This is a genomic window from Tsukamurella ocularis (assembly GCF_965138335.1).
Taxonomy (GTDB): Bacteria; Actinomycetota; Actinomycetes; order Mycobacteriales; family Mycobacteriaceae; genus Tsukamurella; species Tsukamurella ocularis_A.
In genome coordinates, this window is sequence record NZ_CBCSDV010000001.1 from 1 (window position 1) to 20,361 (window position 20,361).

17 protein-coding genes and 1 pseudogene are annotated in these 20,361 nt (G+C 70.9%); 10 read left to right on the plus strand and 8 right to left on the minus strand.

Going from position 1 to position 20,361, the window contains the following annotated elements; genetic code table 11:
- Positions 1-201: 201 nt before the first annotated feature.
- Complete coding sequence (locus ACNAYW_RS00005; protein ID WP_415847767.1) at positions 202-2,388, plus strand: transglycosylase domain-containing protein; 2,187 nt, start codon at positions 202-204, stop codon at positions 2,386-2,388.
- Between the two features lie 98 nt (positions 2,389-2,486).
- Positions 2,487-4,088 (plus strand): glycosyltransferase family 87 protein, encoded by a 1,602-nt coding sequence (locus ACNAYW_RS00010; protein ID WP_415848198.1) that lies wholly within the window; start codon positions 2,487-2,489, stop codon positions 4,086-4,088.
- Here the strand turns inward: ACNAYW_RS00010 and ACNAYW_RS00015 are convergent.
- The 4 genes and pseudogenes from ACNAYW_RS00015 to ACNAYW_RS00030 all read right to left on the minus strand — a co-directional run.
- Positions 3,980-5,323, minus strand: a pseudogene (locus ACNAYW_RS00015) (hypothetical protein); the annotation flags it as partial. The gene ACNAYW_RS00010 and the pseudogene ACNAYW_RS00015 overlap by 109 nt on opposite strands.
- A gap of 47 nt (positions 5,324-5,370) precedes the next feature.
- A complete protein-coding gene (locus ACNAYW_RS00020; RefSeq protein WP_415847768.1) occupies positions 5,371-5,775 on the minus strand; it encodes a CPBP family intramembrane glutamic endopeptidase in 405 nt (134 codons plus the stop codon).
- A gap of 42 nt (positions 5,776-5,817) precedes the next feature.
- Complete coding sequence (locus ACNAYW_RS00025) at positions 5,818-5,952, minus strand: hypothetical protein (protein WP_415847769.1); 135 nt, start codon at positions 5,950-5,952, stop codon at positions 5,818-5,820.
- A gap of 96 nt (positions 5,953-6,048) precedes the next feature.
- A complete protein-coding gene (locus ACNAYW_RS00030) occupies positions 6,049-7,539 on the minus strand; it encodes an aldehyde dehydrogenase family protein (protein WP_415847770.1) in 1,491 nt (496 codons plus the stop codon).
- Positions 7,540-7,617: 78 nt separating this feature from the next.
- Between ACNAYW_RS00030 and ACNAYW_RS00035 the strand changes: the two genes are divergently transcribed.
- The 3 genes from ACNAYW_RS00035 (at position 7,618) to ACNAYW_RS00045 (ending at position 9,974) form a co-directional block, all read left to right on the plus strand.
- A complete protein-coding gene (locus tag ACNAYW_RS00035; RefSeq protein ID WP_415847771.1) occupies positions 7,618-8,607 on the plus strand; it encodes an NAD(P)H-dependent flavin oxidoreductase in 990 nt (329 codons plus the stop codon).
- Positions 8,604-9,365 (plus strand): enoyl-CoA hydratase-related protein, encoded by a 762-nt coding sequence (locus ACNAYW_RS00040; protein WP_415847772.1) that lies wholly within the window; start codon positions 8,604-8,606, stop codon positions 9,363-9,365. Before ACNAYW_RS00035 ends, ACNAYW_RS00040 begins: the two co-directional genes overlap by 4 nt.
- A 138-nt stretch (positions 9,366-9,503) precedes the next feature.
- Positions 9,504-9,974 (plus strand): DUF3995 domain-containing protein, encoded by a 471-nt coding sequence (locus ACNAYW_RS00045; protein WP_415847773.1) that lies wholly within the window; start codon positions 9,504-9,506, stop codon positions 9,972-9,974.
- Here ACNAYW_RS00045 and ACNAYW_RS00050 read toward each other — a convergent pair.
- Both ACNAYW_RS00050 and ACNAYW_RS00055 read right to left on the minus strand, forming a co-directional pair.
- The gene (locus tag ACNAYW_RS00050) at positions 9,966-10,616 is read right to left on the minus strand and encodes a response regulator (protein ID WP_415847774.1); all 651 of its coding nucleotides are present in this window, start codon (positions 10,614-10,616) and stop codon (positions 9,966-9,968) included. The genes ACNAYW_RS00045 and ACNAYW_RS00050 overlap by 9 nt on opposite strands.
- Before the next feature lie 14 nt (positions 10,617-10,630).
- Positions 10,631-11,743: a sensor histidine kinase gene (locus tag ACNAYW_RS00055; RefSeq protein ID WP_415847775.1), complete on the minus strand. Its 1,113-nt coding sequence runs from the start codon at positions 11,741-11,743 to the stop codon at positions 10,631-10,633.
- A 165-nt stretch (positions 11,744-11,908) separates the two neighbouring features.
- Here ACNAYW_RS00055 and ACNAYW_RS00060 point away from each other — a divergent pair, with 165 nt between their 5' ends.
- From ACNAYW_RS00060 to ACNAYW_RS00075, 4 genes are all read left to right on the plus strand, one after another.
- Complete coding sequence (locus tag ACNAYW_RS00060) at positions 11,909-12,457, plus strand: hypothetical protein (RefSeq protein WP_415847776.1); 549 nt, start codon at positions 11,909-11,911, stop codon at positions 12,455-12,457.
- On the plus strand, positions 12,454-13,965 hold the full coding sequence (locus ACNAYW_RS00065; protein ID WP_415847777.1) for a hypothetical protein: 1,512 nt from the start codon (positions 12,454-12,456) through the stop codon (positions 13,963-13,965). The genes ACNAYW_RS00060 and ACNAYW_RS00065 overlap by 4 nt, the downstream gene beginning before the upstream one ends.
- Positions 13,966-14,014: 49 nt before the next feature.
- Positions 14,015-14,464 (plus strand): hypothetical protein, encoded by a 450-nt coding sequence (locus tag ACNAYW_RS00070; RefSeq protein WP_415847778.1) that lies wholly within the window; start codon positions 14,015-14,017, stop codon positions 14,462-14,464.
- Positions 14,465-14,622: 158 nt separating this feature from the next.
- Positions 14,623-15,099, plus strand: a complete 477-nt coding sequence (locus ACNAYW_RS00075; RefSeq protein WP_415847779.1) for a DUF805 domain-containing protein — start codon at positions 14,623-14,625, stop codon at positions 15,097-15,099.
- A gap of 83 nt (positions 15,100-15,182) precedes the next feature.
- Here the strand turns inward: ACNAYW_RS00075 and ACNAYW_RS00080 are convergent, their stop codons facing one another.
- Positions 15,183-17,354 (minus strand): 3-hydroxyacyl-CoA dehydrogenase NAD-binding domain-containing protein, encoded by a 2,172-nt coding sequence (locus ACNAYW_RS00080; RefSeq protein WP_415847780.1) that lies wholly within the window; start codon positions 17,352-17,354, stop codon positions 15,183-15,185.
- Between the two features lie 33 nt (positions 17,355-17,387).
- Positions 17,388-18,599, minus strand: a complete 1,212-nt coding sequence (locus ACNAYW_RS00085) for an acetyl-CoA C-acetyltransferase (protein WP_415847781.1) — start codon at positions 18,597-18,599, stop codon at positions 17,388-17,390.
- 110 nt (positions 18,600-18,709) lie between these two features.
- Here ACNAYW_RS00085 and ACNAYW_RS00090 point away from each other — a divergent pair, with 110 nt between their 5' ends.
- Positions 18,710-20,293 (plus strand): AMP-binding protein, encoded by a 1,584-nt coding sequence (locus tag ACNAYW_RS00090; RefSeq protein WP_415847782.1) that lies wholly within the window; start codon positions 18,710-18,712, stop codon positions 20,291-20,293.
- Positions 20,294-20,361 lie beyond the last annotated feature (68 nt).

Sequence of the window (20,361 nt, forward strand, 5' to 3'; positions counted from 1 at the left end):
GCCGCGCCCGCCGAGCAGCCCGTCGTGATCCGCAAGGCGGCGCCCGCCGCGCCCGCCCCCGGCGACGACGGTCCCGGTGGCGACGGCCCGGGCGGCGATGGCCCGGGTGGCGACGGTCCCGGCGGTGGCGACGGCGGCGGCCCCGACGAGCCGGATGACGGCGACCATGACGACTCCGACAAGAAGGGCCTGCGAGCGCTCGTGAGCGGTTCACTGTTCCGACGTGTCGTGACCGGCGGCGTGGCCGCGGTCGCGCTGATCATGGTGATCGCCCTGCTCGCCTTCCTCGTGGGCTACTGGCGCACCGATGTGCCGCAGCCCGGCGAGATCCAGACGAGCCAGGTCGCGACCATCGTCATGAAGGACGGCAACACGCCGATCGCGCGCGTCGTGCCGCCCGAGGGCAACCGCGAGATCCTGCCGGCGCAGGACATCCCCGACGTCATGAAGAACGCCATCATGGCCGCGGAGGACCGGGAGTTCGCCACGAACCCCGGCTTCTCGGTCAAGGGCTTCGCGCGCGCCGTGTGGAAGCGGATCCCGGGTGTCGCCGGCGACGGCGAGGACGCCGGCGGCGGCTCCACCATCACGCAGCAGTACGTCAAGAACGCCCTGGTCGGCGACGAGTCCTCCCTCACGCGCAAGTGGAAGGAACTCATCATGTCGACCAAGATGTCGAACTCCTGGTCCAAGGACGACATCATGGCCGCGTACCTCAACACCATCTACTTCGGCCGCGGCGCCTACGGCCTCCAGGCGGCCGCCAAGGCCTACTTCAACGTCAACGCCAAGGACCTCAAGGTCGAGCAGGCCGCGCTGCTCGCCGGCCTCGTCCGCGGCCCGTCGCTGTACGAGCCCACGACGCACCTCCCCGACGCCACCGGCCGGTGGAACTACGTGCTCGACGGCATGGTCGACATGAAGACCCTCGACCCCGCGCAGCGCGCCGCGCTGCAGTTCCCGAAGACCATCGCGCCGGGACGGGGCAACGGCGACGACCTGTCGGCGGGCCCGAACGGCCTGATCAAGTCGCAGGTGATCCGCGAGCTCAAGGACGCCGGCATCGACGAGTCGGCGCTCACCTACCAGGGCCTGAAGATCACCACCACGATCGATCCGCAGGCGCAGTCCGCGGCCGTGAAGGCCGCGGCGAACATGGCCGAGAACCAGCCGAAGGACCTGCGGACGGCGATCGTCTCCGTCGACCCCAAGACCGGCGGCGTGCTCGCCTACTACGGCGGTAGCGACGGCAACGGCTACGACCGCGTCCAGGCCGGCCTGCAGACCGGCTCGTCGTTCAAGGTCTTCGCGCTGGTCGCGGGCCTCGAGCAGGGCATCGGCCTCTCCCGCGTGTACTCCTCCTCGCCGTTCAAGGCGCAGGGCGTCACGGTCAACAACTCCGACGGCGAGTCCTGCGGCAGCTGCAACCTGGCGACCGCCATGAAGATGTCGCTGAACACGGTCTACTACCGCCTCATGATGGACCTGAACAAGCAGGCGCAGGACGTCGCCGACGCGGCGCACAAGGCGGGCGTCGCCGAGAGCTTCGGCGGCATCAAGAAGACCCTGGAGCAGGCCGACGGCAGCGGCGTCGAGGGCGGCGTCGTCCTCGGTCAGTACCAGAGCCGCCCCATCGACATGGCCTCCGCGTACGCGACCTTCGCGGCCGAGGGCATCTACCGCGCGCCGCACCTGATCAGCAAGGTCACCACCGCCGACGGCCGCACGCTGTTGGACCGGCAGAACGACCCGGGCGAGCGCCGGTTCAGCAAGGACGTCGCCAACAACGTGACCGCCGCCCTGCAGCCCATCGCCTCGTACTCGAACGGCAACGGGCTCGCCGGCGGGCGCGCCTCGGCCGCCAAGACCGGCACCGCGCAGTACCAGGACACCGGCCAGAACAAGGACGCCTGGATGGTGGGCTACACCCCGTCGATCTCCACCGCGGTGTGGGTCGGCAACGATAAGGGCGGCCCCATCACCAACGGCTGGGGCGGGCCGATCTACGGCTCCGGCGTCCCGTCGACCGTCTGGAAGCAGACGATGGACGGCGCGCTCTCGGACACCGACTACGAGTCCTTCCCGACCCCCGGCATGATCGGTGGGCAGGCGGGCGTCCCGGTGGAGACCCGGACGCGACCCACGTCGTCGGGTTCGGCGTCCGCGTCCGCGTCGGCGGGCGAGAGCGGTTCGGCCACCCGCACCGTTCCGGGCCTGCCCGGCGTGCCGCTGCCGACCTTCCCGTGGGACCCGACCACCACGCAGCCGGGCGGCAACCCGACCAACCCCGGTGGGCCGACCACGCGGCCCCGCCCGGGCGGTAACGGGACGGTTCCCGGCAACGGTGGCCGCACGGTCGCGCCGCGGGTGACGAACCCGGTGCCGTGACGGACCCCCGCGCAGCGGCTCCCGCAGCGGTTTCCGCAGCGGAGGACGACGGGGACGATCGTCTCCACGTCAGCCCCGGCCCGTTCGACCCGGCGACGGTGATCGAGCCGGACCGGGACGTACCCAGTCATACGGATGCGGTCGCGCGGGACTTCTCGACGGTGCTCGGTGGTCCGGTGGGCGCGCACGCGCTCGTCGGCTTCCAGCGCTTCTTCACCCCGCTGCGCCTGATCCTACTGGTCGCGGTGCTGTTCCTGGCGCTCGGCTGGACCACGAAGGCCGGCTGCCTGCAACAGAAGTCCGAGGGCGGGCAGCTGGTGCTGGACTGGTCGGGCAACCGGCCGTACGCCGCGATGTGCTACTCGGACACGGTGCCGCTGTACGGCGCGGAACGCCTGAGCGAGGGCCTCATGCCCTACGTCACGCAGTTCTTCGACACCGATCCCACGGGCGCCCGTCAGGAGCGCTACATGGAGTACCCGGTGCTCACCGGCATGTACCAGTACGCCGCCATGAAGGTGGCCAAGGCGTGGGTCGCGCTGCACGAGAAGTGGGGCGTGCCCGCGGCGATCGAGGTGGTGCTGTTCTTCACCGTCGCGGCCGTCGGGCTGGCCCTGTTCTGGCTGATCGCGGTGTGGGCCACGACGCGCTTAGCCGGCGGCGCGGCGTCCCCGTCGCGCCCGGCCGCGCGGCGGCCCTGGGACGCGATGCTCATGGCCGCGTCGCCGCTGGTGATCGTGCACGCCTTCACCAACTTCGACGCGATCGCCGTGGCGGCGATGGCCGTGGGGATGCTGCTGTGGTCGCGCGAGAAGCACGCGTGGGCCGGCGTGGTCCTGGGGCTGGGTACCGCCGCGAAGCTCTACCCGGCGTTCCTCCTCATCGTGCTGTTCCTCCTGTGCCTGCGCGCGGGCCGGCTGCGGCCCTGGTTCACGGCGACCGCACTGGCGCTCGCGACGTGGGTCGCGGTCAACCTGCCGATCCTCGTCGCCGCTCCGCGGGGCTGGTGGGAGTTCTTCCACCGCAACTCGATCCGCGCGGTCGATATGGATTCGATCTACGCCGTCATCAGCTCCTTCACCGGCGGCTGGGTGTTCGGCGGGCAGGGCCCGCGCGGTGGGGCCTCGTCGCTGGCGAACGCCATCACGCTGGTCCTCTTCCTCGCCGTGATCGCCGGCGTCGGCTACCTCGCGCTCAGGGCCCCCCGGCGGCCGCGCGTCGCGCAGCTCGCCTTCCTCCTGGTGGCCGGCTTCCTGGTGGTGAACAAGGTGTGGAGCCCGCAGTACTCACTGTGGCTGGTGCCGCTGGCGGTGCTCGCGATCCCGCACACCCGGCTCCTGCTGGCCTGGATGACCATCGACGCCCTCGTCTGGGTACCGCGGATGATGTACTTCCTCGGCATGCAGAACAGGGGCCTGCCGGAGCAGGCCTTCACGGCCACCGTCCTCCTGCGCGATCTCGCCGTGATCGGCCTGTGCGCGCTGGTGGTCCGGCAGATCTACCGGCCCGACGAGGACCTGGTCCGGTCGACGTACCCGGGCCCGTACTCGCCGCCGTTGGACGATCCGGCGGGCGGCGTGCTCGACGGTGCGCCGGACTCCTCCTGGCTGCGCAGCCGCAGCGCGCAGCGAGGCAGGTACCAGATGAAGACCACGAGCAGCGCGGCCCGGCCCCAGACGCCGATCCACACGCCCCACTGAACCCACCAGGTGATCGGCAGGTTCGCCGCGTGCTCGGAGAAGTAGTTCCACACCGTGAGTTCGAGGCTGAGGTCGAACAGCAGGTACGCGGCGATGAGCCGCCAGTCGACCTTGAGCAGGACGAAGAAGGGCAGCAGCCACAGCACGTACTGCGGCGAATGCACCTTGTGGAAGAGCATGAACGCCGCCAGGATCGCCCCGCTCACGCCGAGCCACGGGTAGACCCCGGTGCCCCGGTAGCGGAGCCAGCCGTACACCAGCAGTGCGGCGATCGAGATCACGATGAGCAGCGGTGAGATCGACGCGACGAAGGCGTCGTAGTCCTTCGGATCGTCGAAGGCCTTGAGCACGCCCCAGTACCAGATCGAGTTGGTCGACAGGTCCGCCGTGCGCAGTTCCTGGAACTTCAGCGAGGCCCGCCAGCCCTCGAAGCCGAAGACCATGAACGGCACGTTGATCGCGACGGCCACCACCACCGCCGTCGCCGCGGTGGCCGCGGCGCCCACCCAGTCGAGCAGGCGCCAGTCGACGCGGGCGCGCCGACCGGGGCCGTCGGGCAGGGCGACGGTGCCGGACCTGCCGTGGGTGAGCACGTACAGCACCAGCGGCGCGACGAACAGCCCGGGGTAGATCTTCAGGTCGAAGCCGACGGCGAGGACCGCCGCCGTCGCGATCGCCGGTATCCGGATGGAGCCGCCCGTGCGGTCGGCCCAGGCCATGATCCCGAAGCCGACGGTCGCGGCGGCCACGACCGGGAGCTCCATGTTGTGGAAGGCGTAGAGCGCGAGCGGCGGTGCGACGGCCCACAGCGCGGCGGTGCGGCCCGAGACCTTCGCCAGTACCCAGCCGGTGAGCAGGCCGAAGGGCGCCAGCAGCAGCGCCATGTGCAGGAGGAACTCGGCGTCGTTGTGCGCGCCGATCGCGCCGACCCAGAACAGCAGGCCGCTGAGCACGGGGTACTCGATGGCGCCGCCCTGCAGTTTGCCGTCGCCGTCGATCCAGCCGGTGAGGTACGGGAAGACGTGGTTGTTGACCTCGCGGCCGGTCCACAGGAACTGGATGTCGGAGTAGCAGATCCGCCCGGGCGTCGACGCGAAGCCCTCGGAGCGGCCGAACTCGTCGAAGGGCGCGCCGGTGCACTGCGCCTTGATCTGGTAGCCGATGACGAGTGCGAGAACGGTGAGACCGAGCACGGTCCACGCCACCCGATCGGGGCGGAAGCTGGGCCGGGACATGCGCCCCACCCTATCGGCCCCGGTCGGACGGGCCGGTCGACGGTGCGTCACGATCCGTCGGTGAGCAGCTGCAGCGGGTTCGCGTTCCACACGCCGTGGATCACCAGCAGCGGCCACATCACCCGGTACCGCAGCCACAGGAAGCCGAGGAACAGCCCGCTCACGCCCTGGTTCGCGAGCACGTTCATCGCGTCCAGCGGCAGGTCGCCCGACCCCTGGATAGCGACGTGCAAGGACGCCCACACCACCGCGGAGAGCGCGACGGCCGCCCACGGCCCGAGCACCGCCCGCCGGCGGGTGAGCAGCCACTGCCGGTAGAAGACCTCCTCGAGCAGCGCGTTCACGGCGAAGCCGACGAGCAGCAGGAGCGCCGCGTCGAGCAGCGGCTCGCCGGCGAAGAAGTTCTCGCTCCGGTCACTGAGCGCCGGGTACACGGCCGGGTAGGCGATCACGGCGGGCGCCGGCGCCCACCCGGCGCGGGCCGTCGGGTCCGGCTACCGCCGGCCCCACCGCCGATCGAGCGCGAACACCGCCGCGGGCACCGCGAGCAGCAGCGCAAGCTTGAGGAGCGGGTACGTCGGCTCCGGGGCGACGCCGCACGCCAGGAGCACCCACGCCTGCGCTCCCACCGTACGGCGGCGTCCGTTCTGAAACCCGCCTCGAGAGGCGCGACGCCGCGAATGGTTCGCCGCGCCCTCACTGAGGCGCGGTTTCGGAACTTCAGATCAGCGCCCGTACAGGTGCTTGAGCATCATCCGGACGGAATTCATGTCGCGCTCCTTGCGGGTGAACGAGAGCAGGTCCATCGGCAGCGCGAACTTCTGCGCCGCCACGGACTGCGGGCGACTGAACTCGCGCAGCCCGTCCGCGCCGTGGATCCGGCCGAATCCGGAATCGCCGATGCCGCCGAAGGGGAGCGCGGGCACGGAGGCGAAGGAGAGGAACGAGTTCACGGCCACCGCACCCGTGCGCAGCCGGCGGGCCAGTTCCCGGCCGCGGGCGAGGTTCTTCGTCATGATCGCGGCGGAGAGCCCGTAGGTGCTGTCGTTGGCCTTGTCGATCGCCTCGTCGATGTCCGCGACGCGAGTGACCACGACCGTGGGGCCGAAGGTCTCCTCGGTGACCGCGGCCGAATCGTCCGGCACGTCCACGAGCAGCACGGGCTGCACGGTGCGCTCGCCGACCGACTCCCGCCCACCGACGAGGGCGCGGCCGCCGCGGCTCAGTGCGTCGTCGATGTGCGCGGCGATGATCCGCAACTGCGCGGGCATGGTCGCGGGGCCGTAGTCGGCGCCGTCGCTCTCGCCGCCGCGGATCTCGCGCGACGCCGCGGCCAGCTTGTCGACGAACTCGTCGTACCGGTCCGCGACCACGTACACCCGCTCGACCCCGGCGCAGGTCTGCCCGCCGTTGCCGTACGCACCGAACGCCGCGGCCTTCACCGCGGCGTCGACGTCCGCATCGGCGTCCACGATCATCGCGTCCTTACCGCCGCCCTCGATCGCCACGGGCGTGAGCGTCTCCGCGCACGCGGCCATGACGGTGCGCGCCGTTCGAGCGGAGCCCGTGAACGCCAGCTTGTCGACGCCCGCGCGGCACAGGGCGGCGCCCGTGTCGCCGCGGCCGTGCACCACCTGCAGCACGGGCTGGGCGGGGCACGCGGCGGCCCAGGTGTCGGCGAGGAACTGCCCGACGGCCGGCGTCAGCTCGCTGGGCTTGAACACGACCGCGTTGCCCGCGGCGAGGGCGTACGAGATCGACCCCATCGGCGTGTAGACGGGGTAGTTCCACGGTCCGATCACGCCGATCACGCCGAACGGCCGGTGCTCGACGGTGGCGGTCAGGTTGGCGCCCATCATCCCGGTGCCGACCCTGCGGCGGCCGAGCACCTTCTCGGCGTTCTTCGCGGCCCAGTCCAGGTGGACGATCGCGAGCATGACCTCGAGGAGCGCGTCGTCGTGCGGTTTGCCGGTCTCCGCGGAGATCACGGTGGCCAGGTCCTCGGAGCGGCGGGCGAGCTCGCCGCGGAAGCGCAGCAGCCAGCTCCGGCGGGCCTTGGGCTCGAGGTCGCCCCACCACTGCGCGGCCTCGCGGGCCCGGTCCACGGTGCCGACGACGGTGGCCGCGTCGGCGACGGGGAAGCGCGCCACCTCGGCTCCGGTGCGCGGGTCGGTCGAGATCAGCTCACCGGTCGCGGTCTTCGACGGTGCGGTCATGACGGTCCTCCAGAATCGGATCAGGTATCTGGCCGATATGTTAGAGACTGTTCTCTCATCTGTGCTAGCTTTCGGAGCATGTTCTCCACGCGCTTCACCGAGCAGTTCGGCGTCCGGTACCCGATCGTCCAGGGCGGCATGATGTGGGTCGGCCGGGCCCGTCTCGCCGCCGCCGTCTCCGAGGCCGGCGGCCTCGGCATCCTCACGGCGCTGACCCAGCCGTCGCCGCAGGACCTGCGCGAGGAGATCGCGCGCACCCGCGAGCTCACGGCGAAGCCGTTCGGCGTGAACCTCACGGTGCTGCCGACGATCGACCCGCCGCCCTACGACGAGTACCTGCGCGCCGCGGTCGAGTCCGGCGTGAAGATCATCGAGACGGCCGGCTCGAACCCCGCGAAGTTCCTGCCGTACCTCAAGGACAACGGCGTCAAGGTGATCCACAAGTGCACCAGCGTCCGGCACGCGCTCAAGGCGCAGGCCATCGGCGTCGACGCGGTGTCGATCGACGGCTTCGAGTGCGCGGGCCATCCGGGTGAGGACGACATTCCCGGCCTGGTGCTGATCCCCGCCGCGGCCGACGCGCTGGACATCCCGATCCTCGCGTCCGGCGGCATCGCCGACGCCCGCGGCCTCGTCGCCGCCATCGCGCTGGGCGCCGACGGCATCAACATGGGCAGCCGGTTCCTGTGCACCGTCGAGTCGCCGATCGCGCCCGAGGTGAAGGCACAGATCGTCGCCAACTCCGAACTCGATACCAAGCTCATCTTCCGCACGCTGGGCAACACCGCGCGCGTGGCGAAGAACTCGGTCTCCGTCGAGGTGGTCGAGACCGAGGCGGCGGGTTGCGAGTTCGAGGACATCCGGCACCTCGTCGCCGGTGCCCGGGGCCGCAAGGTCTTCGAGGACGGCGACGTCGAGGCCGGCATCTGGAGTGTGGGCCTGTGCCAGGGCCTCATTCGCGACGTGCCCACGTGCGCGCAGCTCATCGAGCGGATGATCGCCGAGGGCGGCGCGATCATCGAGCGCCGTCTCGCTCCGCTCGCGAAGGTCGCGGAGGGCGTGGCGTGAGCGAGGACTTCCGGCGCGACCTGTCGGGCGGCGTCCTGACGGTGACCATCGACCGCCCGCAGCGCATGAACGCCTTCGGTATTCGCGCCGCGTGGGAGCTGGCCCGCATCATCGAGGAGGCGGACGCCGACCCCGCGGTCCGTGTCGTGGTGGTCACCGGCGAGGGTCGGGCCTTCTCGACCGGCGCCGACCTGGCCGGCGAGGCCGCCGAGCCGCACGAGGCGCTCGAGGCGGTGAACGCCTACATCCGCGCGATCGTCGGGGCGTCGATCCCGGTGATCGCCGAGGTGAACGGCCCGTGCGCGGGCATGGCCGTGGGCCTCGCGCTCTCCGCCGATCTCGTCTTCGTCGCCGACACCGCGTACTTCCTGCTGCCCTTCGTGGGCATCGGGCTGCTGCCCGACGCGGGCACCACGGCACTCGTCCCCGCCGCCATCGGCCGGACCCGCGCGATGGGAATGGCGCTGCTGGGCAACCGGGTTCACGGCCCGGAGGCGCTGGCGGCCGGCATGGTCACCGCCGTTCATCCCGCGGAGGAGCTCGACGGCGCCGTCGCCGCGGCCGCCGCGAAGCTCGCGGCCGGGCCCCGGGAGGCGATCGCCGCCACGAAGCGCGCCGTCAACGCCTCCACCCTCGCCGGCCTCGACGACGCCCTGCGCCGCGAGACGGAGTCGCAGGTCATCCTGCTCAAGACCGACGACCACCGCGAGGGCGTCGACGCCATGCTGAACAAGCGCCCCGCCCGCTTCACCGACTGAGCCTCTAGCTCGGCGCGCCTGCCCGGTGAGCCGTACTGCGCTCCGGAGTCGATTGCGGCACACTGGGGTCGATGCCGCGATCCGGGTCCGGATGGGGTGGCGTCAGCGTTGTGACGGCGATGGAGGAGATGCCGGTCGATGGACCGATCGCGAGTGGACCTTGCCCGCGGAGGCTTCGTCGCGGCAGCCGTGGCCGGCGTGGTCCATGCCCTGTTCAGCGTGTACTGGGGGCTGGGCGGCGACGTGCTGCTCGACACGGTGGGCGAAGTCGCGGACGCCTTCGCCGGGCGACGTCGGCTGCTGTGCGTGGTCGGGATCGCCAAGGGCGCCGCCGCCGTCGTTCCCCTCGTGATCTTCCTGCGGTGCCGCCGGATCCCCTGCGTGTTGCGCGGTGCGATGTGGGCGGGCGCCGGGGTCCTCGTTCTCTGGGGTGCCGTCAATACCGTGTCGTCCGCGCTGCTGGCGGCGGGGATTCTCGCCCGAGCACCGGAGACCTACGACCGCACCGCCACTCTCGGTCATGCACTGCTGTGGGATCCGCTCTTCCTCGTGTGGGGCCTGGCGCTCGTCGCCGGGCTGTGGGCCACCCGTACGAACCGTTCAGCCTGAGCCCGGAATGACCAGCCCGGTCTCGTACGCGGCGATAGCCAACTGGGTCCGACTCCGCACGCCGAGCTTGGCGAGGAGTCTCGAGATGTGCGTCTTCACGGTCGTGATGCTGATGAACAGTGCGGAAGCGATCTCGTCGTTGTTCAATCCCGCGGCGATCGCGCGCAGGACGTCGCATTCACGCTGGGTCAGCCCGTCCAAGCGGTCACGTGCCAAGCTCACTTCGGGGCGGCGGGTGACGAACTCGCCGATGAGACGGCGGGTCATCGACGGGCTCAGGAGGGATTCGCCGTCGGCGACGGTCCGGATGGCGTCGATCAACCGCTCCGGTGTGGTGTCCTTGAGGACGAACCCGCTCGCACCCGCCCGCAACGCCGCGAAGACGACCTCGTCGTCGTCGAAAGTGGTCACGATCAGTACCTTGGCCCGAAGCCCTCGCGCAGCGAGATGCGCCGTCGCCTCCGTCCCGTTCATGACCGGCATCCGCACGTCCATGAGGACCACGTCCGGATCGGTCTGCGCGGCGACGCGGAGGGCTTCGTCCCCGGTGGCCGCCTCGCCGACCGTCTCCACGCCCGGCGAGGCCTGGATGAGTGCCCTCAGGCCGGCACGAACGAGGGCCTCGTCGTCGGCGATCAGCACGCGAACCGGTTCGATCACAGTGGTATCACCGCTTCCACCCGGTAGCCGCCGTCGACGTTGCCCAGCGTCAGGACCCCGCCATGCGTCGCGACCCGTTCCCGCATGCCGGTGAGGCCGAGGCCGGGCGTCGCCGTGGCGGTGGCGCCGGCACCGTCGTCGGTCACCCGGACGGTCAGTTCCTTTCCCGCCAGGGCGATCTCGATCGCCACGCGCGAGGCCCGAGCGTGCCGCACCGCATTGGTGAGCGCTTCCTGAACGATCCGGTAGGCCGTGGTCTGAACGTGCGGATCGAGCGCGGAGTGGTCGGTACGGTCCACCAGCGCGACCTCCACCCCGCCCGGCCACTGCGTGGTGACCAGGGGCTTCAGGTCCGACAACCCGGGGCAGATCGGGGCCGAGGTGTCGCGGAGGGTGCCCAGGACACGCCGGACGTCGTCGAGCGCCCCTCGGCTCGACTCCTCGATGGCTCGGAGCGCCGAGCGTGCTTCGTCCGGGTCGCGGTCGATCACCAGCCGTGCGACGCCGCTGCGGAGAGCGATCATGCTGAGGCTGTGGGACACGACGTCATGGATCTCCCGCGATACGCGTAGGCGCTCTTCAGCCCTGATCCGGGCCTCCTTCTGGGCCTCGATCTCGCGTTGTTCGGTGAGGTGCCGGTCGCGATGGGTACCTTCGCGACCGAGGAGCGTGCCCAGGAGCCACGCGGGGATCGCGATGATCAGTTGGACGGCGTCCTGGTCGTGCTCGCTGTAGGTGCTCCACACCGCGAAGCCGACCGCGGAGACGCCGAATGCGGCCAGTGCGCACACGATGAGCGACGTACGCCAGGGCAGCCGGTAGGCGGCCCACCCCACCGCGATGCCGAAGGCCGGGCCCGCATTGCTCACCAGCCAGGTGAACCGGAGGTCCGCGAGCGCGGCGAGGACGAGGACGGCCGAGACGCAGCCGAGAGCGAGAACGGGGAATCGCCTGCACAGTACGGTGGGTGCGATCGCGGCGGCGCCGACGAGACCCGCCGCCCATGCCGACGACTCCGTGGGAGCGCGCACGATCTCCGGGCCGGTGACCCAGGCGAAACAGATCACCGCCACCGTGCTGTCGATCAGCAATGCTCGACGAGTACCCACTCCAACCACCATAGGACCAGGTCGCGATCGGAGAACCCGACCCGCGAACGATCCGCGGGTCCTCCTTCCGGACCACCCGACTGTCGCGCACCTCCACCCCGGGCGACGGTGACTCGGACCCGCGGGAGGATGCGTCCGGGAGGCGCGACGGTGAATCCTGGAGCCATGCTCGAACGGTGCCGACTGTCCCCGTGGCTCACCGCGACGGCGCTGGCCGCCTTCGGCCTCGGGGTCGTCGCCGGTGGTCGCGAGTTCGTGGCCGAGCGACCGACCGCTGTGGGGCACAGCCCCGGCACCGAAGCGTGGGGCGTGCACATCGCACTGACCGGCGTCGCGCTCGCCTGGATCGTGGCGGCGGTGCGCTACCCGGCGGTGCGGCCACCGATGCCGCTGTCGGCCGATTTCGCGCGGCGGGTCCGCGCGGTGCATCGATCGCCGCTGCGGGCCGTACCCGTGACGGTGCTGCTCGTGGTGTGCCTGTACCTCGTGTGGCGGATGGGCCAGCAGGTCCTCGGCGGCCTCGACCCCTCCTTCACCGCCAATGCCTGGGGCGGGCCGGGGTACACGGGGGCGTTCTACTGCCACTACCTCGATTGCCTACTCCAGATCGCCGTGGGCCTGGTGCTCGTCGACCGACTGCTGCCGGGCCGCACGCGCGTCGCGCGGCCGGGGGCGAGTGCCGATGACGCGACGGTACCGAAGGGCGCGCGATGACGAGTGCCGACCCCGACGGCGCGTGCGACGCGGATGCGGGCGCGCGGCGCCGGCGTTCGGCGGCACCCGCGGTCGTGCTCGTCGTTCTCGCCCCCATCGTCGGGGAGTTCTTCCTCGGGAACCTGACCCTCGACAAGGTGCCGATCCTGGTGCTGTTCACCCCGCTCTACGGGGGTGGAGCGCTGTTCATCCGCGAGACGGTCCGCCGCGCCCTCCGCGGATGGCCGTCGATGATCCTCCTCGCCGCGGCGTACGGACTGATCGAAGAGGGCCCCGTCGACCAACTGTTGTGGAACCCCGGCTACAGCGGAGCGCACGATGCGCTCGCGGGGGACGCCTACCTCCCCGTGCCGGGGACCAACGTCTCCATCGTGCAGGCGGTGCTCTCGCTCCACGTCATCTGGAGCATCTGCGTCCCGATCGCCCTCGTCGAGGCGCTCTTCCCGGACCGACGGACGACCCCGTGGCTCGCGCGGCCGGGGTACGCGGGTGCCGCGGCGCTCTTCGGTGCCGGCGTCGTGATCGGTTTCGTCGGGACCCGTGTCGAAGACCCGTTCCGCGCGACGCCGCTGCAACACGCGCTGTCGATCGCGGTGATCGTCGTCCTGATCGTTCTCGCCTGCGTCGTCCCGGCCGGCCGGCCGCGAGTGGCGCGGGACGCGCCTCCGCCGTGGCTGGTCGGAGTCGCGACCCTGCTCCCGACCAGCTCGATGCTGGTACTCGTCATGTTCTGGCCGGCCGGGTGGTCCCAGTGGATCAGCGTGGCCGCCTGGTTCCTCGTCGCGGGGGTGTTGGCGTGGGCTGTGGGGTACTGGTCCCGCTGTCGCGGATGGGGAGCCCCGCACCGGCTCGCCGCCACTGCCGGTGCGATGGCCACGTACGCCTGGATCGCCTTCCCCCACGAACCGGTCGGGGGTGGTTCCCGCTCCGTGGACCTCATCGGCAACATCGTGTGCGCGGTGGCCGCCGCGGCCCTGGTCGCCCTGGCTGCGCGGCGCATCGCCCCGCGCACCGGATCACGCGGTGCACCGGACGCTTCCGGCGTCGGAGCGCCCGCGCCGCCCTCGGCGTGGCGACTGTTGATCCCGCCGGTCGTCGCCACCGTCACCATCGTGGTGATCGTCGCGGCGGTCTCGGTTCTCCAGCACGACGATCTGCTGGCCCGCGCGCAGGCTGCGGACCCCGGTGCCCCGCGCTCCGCGCTGCTCGCACAGCTGTGGGGGCGCGTCACGTTCGGAGTGCTGCTCGCGGTGAGCTGGCCGCTGGCGCTGCGACGGCTCGCGCGAGGGAGTACGACTGCGTACCGGCGGTGCCGCCGGGTCGCGGTCGCCGCCGCGATCCTGCTCCTGGTCTCGGCCGCCGTCGCCCCGGGGCCGGGCTGGTTACGCCTCGCGCACGTCGCGCTGGCCGTCTGCGAGATCGGAATCTACGCCGCGGCACTGCATCCCGCGCTGCGTTCCTGGTACGCGGCCTCGACCGGCGCCCCGGGCCGCCGCGAGGGCGGGTGATACCGGCCCCCTGCCCCCCATCGATCCGACAGAGAAGAAAGGCGAGAACGTGCAGCATGTCACTCTCCGATTCAGCGGCGCCCTCGGCGTCGCCGCCGCGGCGATCGCGGCGATCGTCCCGACGGCGTCCGCGACGCCACCGACGCCCGGCGACGCGCACGATGTCGTCCTGTGCAGGGCTCCGAACATCGAAGTGTCCGTAGGGAAACGGAACCTTCCCCCGGGCGGGGTCGTCGTCAAGGTCTGGCAGGACCTGGGGCCGTTGTACACCGGCGTCGTGATGCCGACCACCGTCGCCGTCGACTGGCACAACCTGCGGACCGGCGCGCGCGGTCACCTCGACGGCGCGGCGAACAACCTCGTCGAACTCACCGCCGTGACCGGGACGGGGCCGGTGAGCATCACGAGCAGTGCGGAGTCCAGGACCACGACGCCCGGGCCCGTCGGCATTCCGATCACGCCGCACGGTCGGTGCGAGGGAAGGTTCACGGTGACCTGATCCGCCTGGTCGCGCTCCGATGACGTCCCGCCCGCTTCACCGACTGAACGTCGCTCGATCGACCTTCGTGACGGACCGCACATTGGCAATTGTGTATGTAGGATCCTAAAGTTTCCGTGAGCGGCCGCGCCGGCGGCCGGGGATACGAGGGGGAATTCATGACGTACGAGTACGCCGCACCGACGACGGAGCCGCGGAATCCGCAGGACCTGACGGTTCCGCTGCGCGGTGCGACTTTCGGTGAGGCGGTGAAGCGCTTCTTCCGGAACTACTTCGTCGCCGCAGGTCGCGCGTCGAAGAGCGAGTACTGGTGGGCGCTGCTGCTCGTCATGCTGGTCGCCTTCGCCGTGGGCGTGCTCGCGGGGGTGGGGTCGGCCCTCGGCGACGGTGTCGGTGCGGGCGTGGTCCTGGTGCTGGCGGTCATCGTCGGGATCGGCCTGCTCGCCGTCTCCTTCGGGACGATCGGTCTGACGATCCGGCGCCTGCACGACGCCAACCAGTCGGGGTGGTGGTACCTCGCGCTGTTCCTGGTGAACCTGATCCCCGTGGTGGGCCTCCTCAGCATCGCCGGCGCCATCGTGATCGGTGTGCTGAAGAGCGATCCCGCAGGCGCTCGCTTCGACGCGCAGCAGTAGCCCGGGCCCGCATCAGCAAGAGAGGCCCGGCACCACCGCACAGGTGATGCCGGGCCTCTCGGTGCTCCAGCGGTCAGCGAGTCCTACTCGTAGGTCTCGCCGGCCTCGGCCTTGGCGACCAGCGAGGCGGGCGGGGTGAACTGCTCGCCGTACTTGGTCAGCTCCTGCGCGCGGGCGACGAAGGCCTTGGGGCCGACGGTGCCGTCCGGCGCGGTGTAGCCGTTGATGAACTGCAGCACGCCGCCGGTCCAGGCCGGGAAGCCGATGCCGAAGATCGAGCCGATGTTGGCATCGGCGACGGAGTCCATGACGCCCTCGTCGAAGCAGCGGACGGTCTCGAGCGACTCGGCGAACAGCATCCGGTCGATCATGTCCTGCAGCGGGATGTCCTGGCCCGCGGGCAGGAGATCCTTCAGGCCCGGCCACAGGCCGGTGCGCTTGCCGTCGACGTAGTCGTAGAAGCCCGCGCCGTCCTTGCGGCCGGTGCGGCCCGCGTCCACCATCGCGTCGACCACGGCGTCGCTGCCGTGCGGCGGCAGCGGCTTGCCGGCGGCCTCGGCGGCGGCACGGGTCTCCTTGCGGATCTTCTGCGGCAGCGTCAGGGTCAGCTCGTCCATGAGCTGCAGCGGCGCGGCCGGGTAGCCGGCCTGCTGGCCCGCCTGCTCGATCAGCACCGGGTTCACGCCCTCGCCCACGGCCGCGATGGCCTCGTTGACGAAGGTGCCGATCACGCGGGAGGTGAAGAAGCCGCGCGAGTCGTTGACCACGATCGGCGTCTTCTTGATCTGCAGCGTGTAGTCGATGACCTTGGCCAGCACCGCATCCGAGGTCTTCGCGCCGCGGATGATCTCCACCAGCGGCATCTTGTCCACGGGGGAGAAGAAGTGGATGCCGATGAAGTCCTCGGAGCGCTTGACGCCCTCGGCGAGGATGGTGATCGGCAGCGTCGAGGTGTTGGAGCCCAGGACGGCGTCGGGCTCGACGATGTCCTCGATCTCCTGGAACACCTTGTGCTTCACCTCGACCGACTCGAACGCGGCCTCGATCACCAGGTCCACGCCGGCGAAATCGGCCGCATCGACGGTCGGCGTGATCCGCGCGAGCAGTTCCGCCGACTTCTCGGCGGTGGTGCGGCCCTTGGCGAGCGCCTTCTCCTCGAGCTTCTCCGAGTACGCCTTACCGCGCTTGGCGGCGTCGAGGTCGATGTCCTTGAGGACGACCTCGATGCCGGCCTTGGCGGAGACGTACGCGATCGCGGCGCCCATCATGCCGGCGCCGATGACGCCGACCTTCTTGGCGGTGTACTTGTCGTAGCCCTCGGGCCGGCTGCCACCGCCGTTGATGGTCTGCAGGTCGAAGAAGAACGCCTTGATCATGTTCTTCGACACCTGACCGGTGGCGAGCGAGACGAAGTAGCGGCCCTCGATCACACTGGCGGTGTCGAAGTCCACCATCGCGCCCTCGACCGCGGCGGCCATGATGGCGCGCGGCGCGGGCATCGGGGCGCCCTTGAGCTGCTTGCGCAGGTTCGCGGGGAACGCCGGCAGGTTCGCGGCGATCGCGGGCGACGAGGGCGAGCCCCCGGGGATCTTGTAGCCCTTGACGTCCCACGGCTGCACGCCGCCCTCGGGGTTGGCCTTGATCCACGCCTTCGCGGCGGGGATGAGCTCCTCGACGGTGCCCACGACCTCGTGGACCAGGCCCACCTCCTTGGCCTTGGCGGGCTTCATCCGCGGGCCCTGCAGCAGGACGCCCATGAGCGCACCCTGCAGCCCCAGCAGCCGCACGGTGCGGGTCACGCCGCCGCCGCCGGGGAGCAGGCCCAGGGTCACCTCGGGGAGGCCGATCTGCGAGCCGCGCGCGTCGGCGGCGATGCGGTGGTGCGTGGCCAGGGCGATCTCGAGGCCGCCACCCAGGGCGGCGCCGTTGATCGCGGCGACGACGGGCTTGCCGAGGGTCTCGAGGCGGCGCAGCGCGGCCTTCATCGACTCGACGTTGTCGCGCAGCGTCGCGGCGTCATCGGGGCGCGCCTGGCGGATCAGGCCCAGGTTGCCGCCGGCGAAGAAGGTCTTCTTCGCGGAGGTCAGCACGACGCCGGTGATGGCGTCCTTCTCGGCCTCCAGGCGGTCGATGGTGGCGCCCATCGACTCGCGGTAGAGGTCGTTCATGGTGTTCGCGGAGCTGGTCGGGTCGTCCATCGTCAGGGTGACGATGCCGTCGGCGTCCTGCTCCCAGCGGATCATGTTCTCAGCCATGTCAGTTGTTGTCTCCGTAGTCTTTCCGGCCGGTCAGAGGCGCTCGATGATGGTGGCGATGCCCATGCCGCCGCCGACGCACAGGGTCATCAGGCCGTAGCGGCCGCCGGTGCGCTCGAGGTTGTCGAGCACCGTCGAGACCAGCATCGCGCCGGTCGCGCCGAGGGGGTGGCCGAGCGCGATGGCGCCGCCGAGCGGGTTCACCTGCTCGCGCTCGAGCTTCATGTCCTTCATCCACCGCAGCACGACGGACGCGAACGCCTCGTTGAGCTCCCAGTGGTCGATCTGCTCCTTGCTCAAGCCTGCTGCGGCGAGCACCTTCTCGGTGGCCGGCGTGGGGCCGGTCAGCATGATGGTCGGCTCCGAGCCGGTGACGGCGGTGGCCACGATGCGGCCGCGCGGCGTCAGGCCGGCCTTCGCGCCGCCCTTCTCGTTGCCGATCAGCAGTAGGGCGGCACCGTCGACGATGCCCGAGCTGTTGCCGCCCGTATGGACGTGGTTGATCTTCGGCACGGTGTAGTACTTCTGCAGCGCGACGGCGTCGAAGCCGCCCATCTCGCCGATGCCGTCGAAGGCGGGGCGGAGCTTGCCGAGGCCCTCGAGCGTGGTGCCGGGGCGGCGGTGCTCGTCGTTGTCGAGCACCGTCAGGCCGTTGATGTCCTTGACGGGCACGACGGACTTGGCGAACCAGCCGTTCTCCCACGCGGCCGCGGCATTGGCCTGCGACTGCACGGCGTACTGGTCGACGTCCTCGCGGGTGTAGCCGTCGATCGACGCGATCAGGTCGGCGCCGATGCCCTGCGGCACGAAGTACGTGTCGTAGTTGGTGGTGACGTCCTGGTGCATGGCGCCGCCGTCGGAGCCGAGCGGCACGCGGGACATGGACTCCACGCCGCCGGCGAGCACCAGGTCGTCGCCCAGGCCCGCGGCGACCTTCTGGGCCGCCATGTTGGTGGCCTCCAGGCCCGAGGCGCAGAACCGGTTGATCTGCACGCCGGCCACGGTCTCGGGCAGGCCGGCGACGGTGGCGGCGGTGCGCGCGATGTCGCCGCCCTGCTCGCCGACGGGCGAGACCACGCCGAGCACGATGTCGTCGATCGCGGCGGGGTCCATGGTCGGGTAGCGGTTCTTGAGCTCGTCGATCAGGCCGACCACCAGGTCCAGCGGCTTGGTGGCGTGCAGGGCGCCGCCGCGCTGCTTGCCGCGGGGCGTACGGATCGCCTCGTAGATGAATGCTTCGGGCACGGTGTTCCTTCCATGGGTGCTGTCTCCGGGATGATCACAAGTGAATCACTATTCTTTAACTTTGCGCGATTCGGCTCCCGTCGAACATGTTCTAGAACACAATCGCATACATGACGTCTCTTGAGAACATCGCCTGGTACCCGCGCGCGGAGGAACCCCGCAGCTCGCAGCGCAACACGTGGAACAACAGCGTCCGGAACCACGCCGTCATGCGCGGCGATCAGGCGGCCCTGCGCTACCTCGACAAGGAGGTCACCTGGGCGGGGCTGGCCGAGCGCGTCGGCGCCTTCGCCGGCGCGCTGCGCGAGCGGGGCATCGCGGCCGGCGACCGCGTGCTCATCCTGGGGCTGAACCGGATCGAGTACGTCGAGGCCGCGCTCGGCGTCACCGCGCTCGGCGCCATCGCGGTCCCGGTCAACTTCCGCATGGCGCCGCCCGAGGTCGCCTACCTGGTCCAGGACACGCTGTGCAGCGCCGTCGTCTACGAGGCGCCGTTCGACCCGCTCATCGCCGGCGTCGCCGGGACCGGTGCCGATTTCGGCCTGCGCATCCGGTTCGACGGTGCCGACGAGGCCGCCGGGGCGCTCGGCTTCGAGGACCTCATCGCCGAGGGGCGCCCCGACCCGCACGCCGACGTCCCGGAGGACTCTCCGGCGCTGATCATGTACACCTCCGGCACCACGGGCCGCCCCAAGGGCGCGGTCCTCACCCACGTCAACATGACCGCGCAGGGCTGGAACAACCTCGTGGCGCCGGGCGTCGTCGACCCGGACGCCGTGGGCGCCGTCGCCGTCCCGCTGTTCCACATCGCCGGCTTCGGCGTGCTCGCGACGGCTTTCGTGCAGGGCCTGACCTCGGTGATCTTCCCGCTCGGCGCGTTCGACCCGGCGCAGACCCTGGACGCCCTGGAGCGCGAGGGCATCACGAGCATGTTCATGGTCCCCATGCAGTGGCAGCTCGCGGTCGCCGAGCAGAAGGCGCGCCCGCGCAACCTCAAGCTCAAGTTCGTGTGGTGGGGCGCGGCGCCGGCGAGCGAGACCCTGCTGCGCGAGCTGGCCGCGACCTTCCCCGACGCCGAGATCTGCGCCGTCTTCGGCCAGACCGAGATGTCGCCGGTCACCTGCGCGCTCTCGGGTGCCGACGCGCTGCGCAAGTTCGGCTCCGTCGGCAAGGTGGTGCGCACCGTCGCGGCCCGCGTCATCGACTCCGAGGGCAACGACGTGCCGCGCGGCGAGGTCGGCGAGATCGTCTACCGCGGGCCCAACATGATGTCGGGCTACTGGAACAACCTCGAGGCCACGAGGGAGGCCTTCCACGGCGGCTGGTTCCACTCGGGCGACCTCGTCCGGATGGACGAGGAGGGCTTCGTCTACGTCGTCGACCGCGCCAAGGACATGGTCATCTCGGGCGGCGAGAACATCTACTCGGTGGAGGTCGAGAACGCCGTCGCGGCGCACCCCGACGTGACCGAAGTGGCGGTGATCGGCAAGCCCGACGACCGCTTCGGCGAGGCCGTCGTGGCGGTGGTGCAGCTGCGCGACGGGGCGGAGCTCACGGTCGAGTCGCTCTCGGAGTTCCTCAACGATCACATCGCCCGGTACAAGCACCCGCGCCACCTGGTCGTGATCGACGCGCTGCCGCGCAACCCCACGGGCAAGGTCACCAAGCCGGTGCTGCGCCGGCAGTTCGGCTGACGGTCCCGCCGCCCGACGGTGCCCGCCCGGCCCGTCGGGCGAGGGCCGGGACAACGAGCCGGGGCCCT

Bases quoted from the DNA above. Each gene is read 5' to 3' on its own strand.
- ACNAYW_RS00090 (WP_415847782.1), top strand. From the start codon at position 18,710: ATGACGTCTCTTGAGAACATCGCCTGGTACCCGCGCGCGGAGGAACCC.
- ACNAYW_RS00035 (WP_415847771.1), top strand. From the start codon at position 7,618: ATGTTCTCCACGCGCTTCACCGAGCAGTTCGGCGTCCGGTACCCGATC.
- ACNAYW_RS00060 (WP_415847776.1), top strand. From the start codon at position 11,909: ATGCTCGAACGGTGCCGACTGTCCCCGTGGCTCACCGCGACGGCGCTG.
- ACNAYW_RS00030 (WP_415847770.1), bottom strand. From the start codon at position 7,539: ATGACCGCACCGTCGAAGACCGCGACCGGTGAGCTGATCTCGACCGAC.
- ACNAYW_RS00045 (WP_415847773.1), top strand. From the start codon at position 9,504: ATGGACCGATCGCGAGTGGACCTTGCCCGCGGAGGCTTCGTCGCGGCA.
- ACNAYW_RS00075 (WP_415847779.1), top strand. From the start codon at position 14,623: ATGACGTACGAGTACGCCGCACCGACGACGGAGCCGCGGAATCCGCAG.
- ACNAYW_RS00080 (WP_415847780.1), bottom strand. From the start codon at position 17,354: ATGGCTGAGAACATGATCCGCTGGGAGCAGGACGCCGACGGCATCGTC.
- ACNAYW_RS00065 (WP_415847777.1), top strand. From the start codon at position 12,454: ATGACGAGTGCCGACCCCGACGGCGCGTGCGACGCGGATGCGGGCGCG.